Source organism: Bifidobacterium leontopitheci, assembly GCF_009193355.1.
In the GTDB taxonomy this organism is placed as follows: Bacteria; Actinomycetota; Actinomycetes; order Actinomycetales; family Bifidobacteriaceae; genus Bifidobacterium; species Bifidobacterium leontopitheci.
The window spans coordinates 16,971-28,665 of record NZ_WBVT01000035.1; the positions used below are offsets into that span (position 1 = coordinate 16,971).

Sequence of the window (11,695 nt, forward strand, 5' to 3'; positions counted from 1 at the left end):
CGTCACAGACCGAAAATCTGGGAGCTTTCCTCCGCGTCCATGATGGCGCGCATGATGTAGAAATCCGATGGCGTGGTGATCTTGATGTTCGAGTTGGCGCCCTCGACCTCGTACAGCTTGTGGCCGTAATGCGACATGAGGCATGCGGAGTCGATGAAGTCGCCGAGGCCTTCTTCCATGGCCTTGTGATGGGCGTCGTGCAGTTCGCCGAGATGGAAGCACTGCGGGGCGCGGGCGAGCTGGCATTGCTTGCGGTCGATGATGTTGGTGATCACGCCGTCCTTGCTTTGCACGATGGTCTCGATGGCGGGCACGACGGTGACGGCGCTGCCGTTCTCCTTCACGCTGGCGATGCAGTCGGTGATGGTCTGCTGGTCGATCAGCGGGCGTACGCCGTCATGGACGATGACGACCGAATCAGCAGGATACAGGCTGTGCGCCTTGTCGACGCCGTTGCGGATCGACTCCTGGCCGGATGAGCCGCCGGGCACTATCGCGGAGACCTTGCCGACGCCGAACTTTGCGATGAGCTGTTCGAGGACGTCGATGTACTCCCTCAGGCATACGACGACGATGGCGTCGATGTCGGGGTGCTCGTCGAATGCCTCAAGCGTGTAGATGATGATCGGCTTGCCGTGCACGAGCAGGAACTGCTTCGGCTTGGTTCGCGAATTCATGCGCTGACCGGTGCCGCCGGCAAAAATGACAGCGATGTTCATGACCTCTCCATCGTTATGCATGCCTGTGGGCGATAAACCTTCCAAATTCCAGTACGTAGTTTAAGGTTCGGACACGACGTATTAACCTTGCGTTCACCTTACTGAGGTATTCCGCCTTAGTAAGGTACTGCCAAAGGCCTTTCAGTTCTCTCCGAACAGACGCATGAGTGCACGCAAAGGCGCGGTCACCTTCCATGACTTCGAATTGCGAAGCTTCTTGACCTCGGCACGAGATTTCCTGAGTTCAGATTCGAGCCTTGCTATTTCCGCATCGCGATTTCTGACTTCCGCATTCAATTGCTCGACAGTCTTAGGCACGGCGATGACGCGACGAATTTTCGCCTCTTTCCCCATCACCATTGCAGATGCGAAAGCGGCATAATCCTCGGCATAGAACCTTATGGTTCCTTCTTTGAACATCGACAACTGCGAACGATTGTCAGCATATGCCTCATTCCACATATGCAAAAAGTCATCGTTCAGTTTACGAATCAGCTCGGCATCCATATGAAGTTCCCCATCCTCATACGCAATGCCACGCTCATCAAGATATGCCTTGAAGAATCGGTTAGGGCCGAACAGGAAGGGGCCGCTGACATGTGGCACAGGAAGGGGATTGCGGAAGGCATCCACGAAAAACGGTTCGATGCCTCGCACCTGATTAACAATGATTTGCCCGGGCAGGCATTGAGTGGACCGATTGAGGATGGTCGCCGTAACCGTCGACTTGGCGAACAACAACAAGTGAGACATAGATCCAATAGAGGTCACAATGTCATCGGCTCCGGCGACGTATGCGATCTGATCCTCGATTGACAACGTCTCCGGGAAAATCACCGTGTATCCCCGCCGCTCGAAGAAACTCTCGTAATACTCCTCGTTGAGCGTCGGGCGAAGTTGGAAACGCCTGCGCGACATGTACAGTTTGCGGCAGTCTTTCGGCTCAATTCGATCACGGATGCAATCGAAGGTGCGAATATACTCCGAACGGTATGCGTCCGCCGGATACATGGCTTCGTCCGGGACGATGACCTTGGCGAATTGCGTAGGTGCGTCAATCACTTCGACACGATTCATATCGATGCCCATCAGCTCCACGAACTTCAACGCATCGAACGGTACCTTGCTCTCATATGGGTATCGGAGGAATACAATCTTAATATTGTCCGGAGCGTCAGTCAGATACCACATCCGCGCGGTGCCATCCAGCAAAGCATGTCCAAAATGGTTTATGAGACATCCGCCGAACACCACGGTCTCATCGCGGTACACAATATCCTCGGACGCTACCTTATAGGCGCTATCCACGTCGAAATTAGCGTGTTCGGATGTGAATCTTCTTCTCCGTCCAGCTATAAAATCGAAGTTTTCAGAACAGCACCCCCCTGCGAAGACCCCGTCACGTGTATCGAATTCCGGTTTCTTTCGCAACGGCAGAATAATCGCTCGCTCATACTCTCGCACCTGCGCATGGTCAATCTCATGTGAACGACAGTTTGCCTGCCATTTTTTCATATCATGTACGAAGAGTCGCTGTACCATTGCGCGGTCCTTTCCGTGGAGCAATCGTTGTCGGCATTACATTCCGCTGTATCCAGCTAGCACATAATAAATGCTGCAGCAGACCGCACAGCCGTTTGAGCGGTATCGCCAGCACGATCGCACCGATGACCACGACGGCCTCATAACGCAGGCGCACGGTCGGCAGGTCGTTGAGATTCAGCATCTTGCGGATCATCACGTGCAGCAGATACAGTTCCAGCGAATACCTGCCGAACCATCCCAGCACCTTAGACAGCACATCGTGAAGACCGGTGAGTGCGGGTTTGCCGGCACGGGACATCGCATTCATGACGGCGACGCCGCATATGCACAGCAACAGGTTCAACGCTGCACGAAGGAACGATTTCACCAGCGGAATGTCGTCCATCTGCATCGGGTACAGCATGATGACAACGGCGATCAGATACACCGAGACAATGGTCATGGACACCGGACGACGTTCATATGACAGTCTTCCCAGCAGCACGCCGAACACGAAGCACGGGAGACGGTTGACGATCAGGTCGACATTGTCATAGGCCGCCGGCACGAACCGGTACAGCATCACCGCGACCATGGATGCGGCCACGCACATCGCCAGCGTTCTTCCCCACGGCCCGGCGACATTCCGGTCATCGTTATCAACGACGGCGAACACGGCCGGGAACAATGCGTAGCAGACCAGGCACACCGCGATGTACCAGAACCATTTCACGCCGTCCGTGAAGAACGTGACGAACGTGATGTCGGCGAGGAAACGCACCGCCCCGGCATGCGAATGGATGAAGTCAAGCCAGATCCAGCCGACCAGCGCGACCACGGCGTACGGCACCAGCACACGGGTCAGGCGTTTGCGATAGAACGCACGCGCGTCAGGATTGCGTTTCCAAGAGTAGTAGAGGCCCAGTCCCGAGATCATCAGGAACATGTCGACGCCGGAACTGCCGATATAGTCGTAGAACAGCTGCGCGGGACCATCGAAACGGCCGGCCGCGTTTGATAGGTCCTCGGTGTAATGGAACGCCATGATCAGCAGGATCTGCACGCCCATCAGCACGCCGCGGTATCGGGACAGCAGGTCGAACGAGGGATGCCGAGGACCGCGTGACGCCATGTGGCGTGCACGCCTGCGCTTCCCGGCATGTTCGCCCTCACTCCTCCTCATCGGAGTCATCTGCGGATCCCTCATAGAAGACCTCGGAATCCGACGGCTCCGTCGTCTCCCGCTCGGCTTCCGACGGCCTGCCGAACCTCCGGGAGCCGGCCGCGCCGTCACCGGCGACCGCCCTCTTGCGCACGCCCGGCACGTCTTTGCCGTAGATGATCGTGTCGATGGCGCGGTCGCTGGCGAGGCCGCTGCGTTCGGCGGCACGGTCGATGGACGAGGGGTGCGGGGCGACCGTCTCATAGTGGCGGGTCCTGAGCACGTCGAGGAACTCGTCGAACGTGTCGCACACCACCCCCGGCGCCATCTCGTCGATGGAACGCTGCACACCGCGAATCAGCGAGTACGCGGTCTTGTCGGGCGTGAAGAACACGACCGGCTTCTTGAGCAGCAGGTAATCGTAGAAGCACGACGAATAGTCGGTCACCAGCACGTCGGCGATGAAGAACAGCTTCGTCAGGCTCTCGTCGGACAGGTCGAAGAGGCGGTCCGCGTACTCGGCGGGGATTTCGGGACGCTTGCGGATGAAGTGGTGCATCTCGAACACGAAATACGTGTCCGTCTCGACGCACATGCGGTACAGGCGGTCCATGTCGATCTCGTCGTACGGATAGTACGCGGTGCGCTGGCCGGCGCCGCGGAACGTCGGGGCGAACACGATGACGCGTCCCTTGGTCGCCCACGGATACTTGTCGACCATCTCCCTGCGGTATTCCTTCTCGACCTTCTCGTCGAGGAAGTGGTCGAGGCGCGGCATGCCGGTGGCGAGCAGGGCGCTTTCCTCGATGCCGAACACCTCGGAGTAGATGCGGCGCAGATGCTCGTTGCCCACCAGCGCGTACGTGTAGCGCCGGTGCGCGGAATTGTACGGGTCCGGCGAGCCCTTGAGGCCGAAGCGCGCGTAGCCGACCGATTTGAAGCCGACGCCGGCGTGCCAGATCTGCGTGAGCGTCACGTCGTCGCCGGGGTCGATGAAGTTGAACACCGGGGTGTAGTCGTCGATGAAGATGTACCGGCTACGGGCGATCTCGTACAGGTCGCGCAGCCACGCGACGACGTTCTGCCGGCCCGAGAACACGTTGCGGTACCGGGTCCGGATGTCGAAGCGCTTGTCCATGCCGCGCTCGATCATGCGGCGCTGCAGCGCCTCCATGTTCTCCGTCGGCCCGTCGCCGTTCTCCTTGAGGAACAGGATGCGGTTGCCCTTGCGCGGCACCAGCCTGGTCATCGCCGAGTATGCGGCCGCGAAGATATCCTTCTGCTTCTGACGCCGGCTTCCCTGACGGTGGCGCGGGGTCTTGTTGCGTTCGAAGAACTGCATGTGCAGGGCAAGATAGATGATTCCGGCACGGTTCGTCTTGGGCACGAACACGCCGGTGTAGGCGTAGTGGTTCTTGCCGTAGCGGAACACGCGGTCGGTGTTGTCGAGCCGTTGCAGCACCTCGTCATCGTAGGTGATGCCGCTGGTGACATACGGATGCCGGGCGACCAGCGCCAGGCGCTTCTCATCGCCGTATTGGGCGACAGCCGCCTCGTCGTTGCGCAGCTTCGCGGGCAGACGGTGGCGCACATCGTAGTCGACGCGCTGCGGCATGAGCGGGTACTCTGCATACAGCGCCTCGAGGCTGACGAGCGCCGACTCCTTGATCTTCTCGCAGATGATCCACTGGCCGCCGGGAAGCACTTCGCGTCCGTTGCCAAGTACCACGTTCAGACGGGCGCGACGGTCGCCGTTCGCGATTTCGACGATCTCAAACGGGACGAACTGCCGACGCCCCACGCAATACAGCCACGGCACACCGTCGTCCTTTGAGGAATAGTCGATCTCCAGATAACTTGACCGCCAACGGATTTGGTGGACATCCAGTGACATTCCCGGGCTCCTTCACGACAATTCACAATTCATTTTCAGTTCACCTTTCGGCAACCCTATGGTATATATTTGCAGTTGCGGCAGACCGGCCAATGCACCGTACTGATATTTCGGCAAGGGAGAGAACGCATGAAACGTCATCTGATCAATGTGGCCCGGATGATGCTGCTCCTCACGTACCGTTTCTTCCGCCTGTTCCCGCGTCGTCGCAGAATCGTGTGCCTGAGCCGTGAGAGCGACCGGCCGACCACCGATTTCCTGCTGATCCGCGACTATATGCGGCAGGCGCACCCGGATTATTCCGTGGTGATCCTCGCCAAGAAGCTGCGCGACCCGATACGATACGGGTTCCACATAATCCGCCAGCTGTATTACGTCGCCACCAGCCAGGCGGTGCTGCTCGACACGTACGCCATCGTGGTGAGCCTGCTCGCCGGCTGCATCGACGTGCCGGTCGTCCAGATGTGGCATGCGCTCGGCAACATGAAGAAGTTCGGATACACCGCGCTCGGATCCAAGGAAGGACGCATGTTCTCCACCGCCTCGCTGCTGAACATGCACCGCGGATACACGTCCGTGCTCATCTCATCACGTTCGTTCATCGACGATTACGCGCGTGGGTTCGACATCGACCCGTCCATCGTCTACGAGGCGCCGCTGCCCCGCACCGATCTGCTGATCGACGGCTCATACCGGACGCGACAGCGCGAACGCATCATCCGCGAGTTTCCGCAGCTCGGCCGTAAGCTCAACATCGTCTACTGCCCCACGTTCCGCAAGAAGACCCCCGCCAATCAGGCCGAAGCCGCGGCCGCGCTCGCCGACGCCATCGACTACGACAAGTACAACCTGATCGTGAAATGCCATCCGCTGGACGACCTGCGCATCGCCAATCCACACGTGTTCCAGCACTACCCCAGCCAGTACGACATGCTGTTCGTCGCCGATTACGTCATCAGCGACTATTCGACGGTGATCTACGAGGCCGGCCTGCTCGACCTGCCGGTGTTCCTGTACTCATATGACTGGCAGGACTACTCGAAGAAACGCAGCCTGTACATCGATCCCAAGCGCGACATCCCAACGCTGTTCACGAGCGACGCCGGCGCGATCGTGAAGGCCATCGAGCATGACGACTTCGACCATGCCGCCTATCAGGCGTTCGTGCGCCGCAATGTGGCCGTCCCCGAGCATGGTTCCTGCACGGAGCGCGTGGTCGAGCACGTATTCGATCTCATCGACGCGCAACAGTGAGCGGCCGGTCATCCGATCGAAACAGATACAGCCTCATACATACAGTTGCGCCCCCTGTCATGATGACAGGGGGCGCAACTATCGGATCGTGAAGGCCGGGCCGCACCCGGCCCAGGTGTCCGTTTACTTGCCGGAGTCCAGCTCGATCGCCTTGTTGAGGGCTTCCTCGAGCTGCTTCTGGGCTTCGCCGTAGGCGCTCCAGTCACCGTTCTTCATGGCGGCGTCGGAGTCCTTCATCGCCTGGGCGGCGTCCTTGAGCGCCTGCCTGAGCTCGGCACTGGACGTATCGGTCGTCGCGCCTTCGCCCTTCGAGCCGGATGTCCCCTGGTTCTTGCCCGAGGACTGGCCCTGCGAAGACTGGCCCTGCGAAGACTGGCCGGACCCGTTGCCGTTCTTGTCGCCGTCCTGGCCTGCGGCGCTGCCGTTGCCTTCCGCGTTCTCCGCATCGCCCGCAGAAGCGCCGGAATCGCCGCCGAACACCTGGTTCAGCGCCTCATCGAGCGTGTCGGCGAATCCCACCTGATCGCCGAAGGCGACCAGCACCTTCTTGAGCAGCGGGAAACTGGTCGAGCCGCTCGACTGCACGTACACCGGCTGCACGTACACGAGTCCGCCGCCGAGCGGCAGCGTGAGCAGGTTGCCGCGGTTGACCTTGGTGGAACCGGATTCGAGCAGGTTGAGCTCCTTGGACACGTCGGCGCTCGCGTTGAAGTTGTTCTGCGCCTGGCCGGGGCCGGGAACGTTCGAATCCTTGGGCAGCTCCTGCAGGCGTATCGTGCCGTAGTTGGAGCCGATCACGCCCTTCTGGTCGCCCGCGTCGGAGTCGACGGAGAGGAACCCGGTGAGGATCTCGCGCGTGGAGGTTCCGGCGGGGATGTACGAGGAGGTGAGCGAGAAGACCGGCTTCTTGGAGCCACCGGTCTGCAGGGTCAGATAATACGGCGGCTGCGGCACGCCCTGCTTCTGGTCGCTGGCGGACTCGGTCGGGTCGACCGGCGTCTGCCAGAAGTCCTCGCCCGAGAAGAACTGGCCGGCGGAGCCCACATGATACTGCGCGAGCAGCTCGCGCTGCACCTTGAACAGGTTCTCCGGGTAGCGCATGTGGCTCATGAGGTCGCCGGAGATATCCGAAATGGGGTGGTACTGGCCGGGGAAGATCTTCTCCCACGCCTTGAGCACGGGGTCGTTCGCATCCCACGCATACAGGTCCACCGAACCGTCGTAGGCGTCGACCGTGGCCTTGACCGAATTGCGGATGTAGTTGGCCTGCTGGGAGCCGAGCCCCTTGATGGTGGACGAGGTCTTCGTGGTCGAATCCTCGGTGGCTGTGCCTAGGTCGGTCATCTGCGAGTACGGGTAGGCGTCGGACGTGGTGTAGCCGTCGACGATCCACTTGACGCGGCCGTCCACGACCGCCGGGTAGACGCGGCCGTCAAGCGTCAGGTACGGCGCGACCTTGGCGACGCGCTCCTTGGGCGAGCGGTCGTAGAGGATCTGCGAATCCGAAGTGACGCGGTCGGAGAACAGGATCTGGTCGGAGCCGAAGCGGATCGCGTACAGCAGCCGCGAGAACAGGTTGCCGACGGACGGGCCGCCGTTGCCTTCGAACGTGTTGGTCGCGCCCTGCGAGCCGGTCGGATAGTCGAATTCCCATGATGCCGTGCCCTTGGGCGAGCCGACGATCGAGTATTCGGGCGCGTTGGGCGAGAAGTAGATGCGCGGCTCGTACTTCTGCGATTCGGTGAGCTTGCCCTGCGTGGGGATGCCGTATTCGAAGAACCGCGGCTGGCCGTCGGCCGTGACCTTGTTGCCGTATGCGGCGACCACGCCATAGCCGTGCGTGTAGACCGTATGGTCGTTCACCCAGTTGCGGTTGTCGTTGCCTTCGAGGTCGAGCTCGCGCGCGGCGATGACCGTGTCCTGGCTCACCCCGTCGATGTCGTACTTGTCGACGGCGAGCGTGTCGGCGAACGTGTAGTACTGCTTGGACTGCTGCAGCTGCTTGAACGTGGGCGAGACGACCTGCGGGTCGAGCAGTCGGATCTGCGCGGTGGATTCGGCCTCGGACGACAGTGCGCCGGACTTGCCGGTCGTGGTGGCCTTGTACTGCTCCACCTTGACATTGTCCAGCCCGTACGCCTGCTTGGTGGCGTTGATGTTGCGCTGGATGTACGTGGATTCCATCTCCTGCGCGTTCGGATTGACCTTGAACCGCTGCAGCAGCATCGGCCAGACCACGGTGAGGGCGAGCGAGACGACCAGCGTGGCGGCGATGGCAGTCACCGGCGTACGCCACGCCTTGAGTGCGGCCGCGGCTCGTACGCTTGGCTTCGCCTCGCCTTCCAGCGCATGCGAGCGCATGAGCCAGACGCCGAGGAACACGCCGAGGATGGCGGTGATCGCCGCCATGATGAACGTGACGGGGATCGTGGCGTGCACGGTCGTATAGGCGGCGCCGGTGATGCGGTCGCCCTGACGGGTCAGGTTGGCGAACACGCCGAGCACCTGGCGTACAGACCATGCGAGCATGTTGAGGATCAGCCAGACGCCCACCTGACGGCGGGCGCGCTTGGTCACCGCAAGCACTCCCCTGCCGTGCACGGGCATGGTGAAGCGGATGCCGCCCATCATCAGATGGGTGACAATCGAGAAGACCATGCCCATGAGCAGCAGCATGGAGACGGCGTCGGCGACAAGCCGCAGGCCCGGCAGCACGAAGACGTAGAAGCCGTTGTCGATGCCGAACTGCGGGTCCGCGACACCGAACGGCTGCGCGTTGAACATGAGCAGTATCTCCGACCAGTTCGCGTTGAACTGGGAGCCGAACACGGCGCCGACGACCAGCGATACGACGACCGCCACACGACGCGCGGTCTTGGAGCTGAACGACTTGCCGACCTCGATCACGTCGCCTTTGATGCGGAACGTGGAGCCGTCCGAGGAGTCCGGGCGCGCGCGGATCGCCAGCCATGCGGACACGTAGCTGACCGCCGCCATGAGCAGCGCGTAGGCGACCCACAGGCCGACCTTCACGCCCAGCTGCGTCCACACGACGCTTTGGAAACCGAGCTGACCGTACCACATGAGGTCCGTGATGAACTGGGACAGGCCGAACAGCACGCCGAGCAGCACGACCAGCGTCAGCACCACGCCGATGGCGATCTTCGTGCCCATGCTCATGCCCGCGCCGGAACCTCCGCGCGTCAGTCTGGGCAGCGACGGCCCGAATCCGAAGCCGCCGCCGGAGCCTCGTCTGCCGCCGCCGGAGCCGGCGTTGCCGGCCTTGGACGCGGCGGCGGACTCGTCGCTGCCGTTATCGTTATCGCCGTCGCCGTCGCCGTCCGTCTGGACGTCGACGACCAGCGGATCGTCGTCCGCATCCTCATGATTCCGGCGGCGTCGGCCATCCCCCGGGTCGAGCATTCCCAAAACATCGAAAAAAGACATAGCCCAAGCCTAGCGAAAACCGTGGGACGCCGTAACGCTGTCGGCATAACCTTGGGGAAAACCCTCACAATCCGCTGACGGTCCGCAGGAACCAGCGGCCACGTCGCGCCCCGCTTATGCCACGGCGTTGGCGTATGGTGAAACCGTGAGCACACGTCAGATCAAGCACGGGCATCGCCGACCGCGGCCCAGCCGCATTCCCGTCATCGTCACGGCCGTCATTTGCGTCATTGCCATGGTGGTCTCGCTGGGGGCCTGGTGGCGGCTGCGCGCCTCGTCCGACATCGCTGCCGGAAACCGGAACAAGTCCGCCACCGCGGACGTCGCGGACATCACCCGCACCTCAACGCCGAAACCTTCGCGCAAGCAGGCGGAGAAGCAGTCCGCCGGACAGGCTGCGGATGATTCCGCCGCCGGCCGCGCGCAACGTGCGGTCACCGCGATGAGCCTCGAGGAGCAGGCGGGGCAACTGGTCATGGCGCCGATGTTCGCCGGCAGCGACCCGTCCGCGCTGCAGAGCCTCATCGCCGACCGGCATGTCGGTTCGATCGTGCTGCTCGGCAACTGGAACAACGGCACCACGGGCGTGCGCACGGCGGTCGACGCATTGCAAACGTACGCGCCCGCCGCCAACAAGCTGATCGTCTCCGCCGATCAGGAGGGCGGACTCGTCCAGCATCTCAAAGGCACCGGCTTCGACACGATGCCCTCGGCCGTGGCACAAGGGCAGATGACCCCGGACGCGCTGCGACAGTCGGCGGCAGGCTGGGGCGCGCAGCTCAAGCAGGCCGGGGTCGACGTGGACCTGGCCCCCGTGCTCGGCACCGTGCAGGTGGCGCGCGCCTCGAACGCTCCGATCGGCGCGCTCAACCGTGATTTCGGACTGGATGCCGCGGGCAACGCGCAGCATGGCGCCGCGTTCGTCGAAGGGCTGCGCACCGCCGGCGTGGGCGGCACGGTCAAGCACTACCCCGGTCTCGGCGCGGTGACCGGCAATACGGATTTCACCGCGCAGGGCATCCTGGATACGACGACCACGATGGACGGTGACGAAATCGGCGCGTTCAACACGGTGATCAGGAAGACGAACCCGTCGATGGTGATGATGTCGCTGGCCACCTACCAGCGTATCGACCCGTCGGCGCCCGCTGCGTTTTCGAGCACGATCATCGACGACACGTTGCGCGGCAGCGTCGGCTATCAGGGTGTGGTGATCTCCGATTCGCTGTCCGCCGCGGCGGTCAGCAGCGTTCCCAGCGGCGAGCTGGGCGTCCGGCTGATCGACGCCGGCGGCGATCTGGCGTGCCTCGGCGAGACTTCGCTCGTACAGCCGGTGCTGGACGGCATCATCGCGAAGGCGAACACGGACCCGGCGTTCGCGAAGAAGGTCACGGCCTCGGCCACGCGGGTGATGACGCTCAAATACCAGTTGGGCCTCGCCTCCTGACGCCGGTCACGCAGGGGGTCGGATTCGGCCTCTCGGTGGAGTTCAGCCCGCCCTCGCCCCTCTCGGTGGAAGGCCGGGCTGAACTCAGCCTCTCGGCGGCTGGCCTGTTCCTCGGCCCCCTCGGTGTGAACTGCGCCCCAAAAGTTGGACGTGGTTTATTAAAGGGTACCAGACCGGGCTGTGGGGAACGTGTCCCGGAATTCCTCCGGGGTCAGTCCCCCCAGCCGTTCCTGGCGTCGTTTGGTGTT

Annotated in this window: 7 protein-coding genes; 2 read left to right on the top strand and 5 right to left on the bottom strand. The window is 62.0% G+C overall.

The genetic code is table 11. The annotated features are described in order from the left end of the window. Positions 1-2: 2 nt before the first annotated feature. The 4 genes from ispD to F7D09_RS09285 all read right to left on the bottom strand — a co-directional run bounded on the left by ispD (position 3) and on the right by F7D09_RS09285 (position 5,299). Entirely contained in the window at positions 3-719 is a 717-nt protein-coding gene (ispD, locus tag F7D09_RS09270; protein ID WP_152235196.1) for a 2-C-methyl-D-erythritol 4-phosphate cytidylyltransferase, read from the bottom strand. A 141-nt stretch (positions 720-860) separates the two neighbouring features. Continuing rightward, entirely contained in the window at positions 861-2,261 is a 1,401-nt protein-coding gene (locus F7D09_RS09275) for a glycosyltransferase family 61 protein (protein WP_193312427.1), read from the bottom strand. Next, positions 2,236-3,375, bottom strand: coding sequence for an acyltransferase family protein (locus F7D09_RS09280; RefSeq protein WP_226836198.1), 1,140 nt, complete (start codon positions 3,373-3,375; stop codon positions 2,236-2,238). Before F7D09_RS09280 ends, F7D09_RS09275 begins: the two co-directional genes overlap by 26 nt. 37 nt (positions 3,376-3,412) lie before the next feature. Beyond that, positions 3,413-5,299, bottom strand: a complete 1,887-nt coding sequence (locus F7D09_RS09285) for a CDP-glycerol glycerophosphotransferase family protein (protein WP_152235198.1) — start codon at positions 5,297-5,299, stop codon at positions 3,413-3,415. Between the two features lie 129 nt (positions 5,300-5,428). On the opposite strand from F7D09_RS09285, the gene F7D09_RS09290 reads away from it, so the two are divergent. After that, positions 5,429-6,553 carry a CDP-glycerol glycerophosphotransferase family protein gene (locus tag F7D09_RS09290; RefSeq protein ID WP_152235200.1) on the top strand — a complete coding sequence of 375 codons (1,125 nt, stop codon included), beginning with the start codon at positions 5,429-5,431 and terminating at the stop codon, positions 6,551-6,553. 123 nt (positions 6,554-6,676) lie between these two features. Here F7D09_RS09290 and F7D09_RS09295 read toward each other — a convergent pair whose 3' ends face one another. After that, a complete protein-coding gene (locus tag F7D09_RS09295) occupies positions 6,677-10,000 on the bottom strand; it encodes a UPF0182 family membrane protein (RefSeq protein ID WP_152235202.1) in 3,324 nt (1,107 codons plus the stop codon). Between the two features lie 235 nt (positions 10,001-10,235). Between F7D09_RS09295 and F7D09_RS09300 the strand changes: the two genes are divergently transcribed. Then, positions 10,236-11,447, top strand: a complete 1,212-nt coding sequence (locus tag F7D09_RS09300; protein ID WP_152235212.1) for a glycoside hydrolase family 3 N-terminal domain-containing protein — start codon at positions 10,236-10,238, stop codon at positions 11,445-11,447. Positions 11,448-11,695 lie beyond the last annotated feature (248 nt).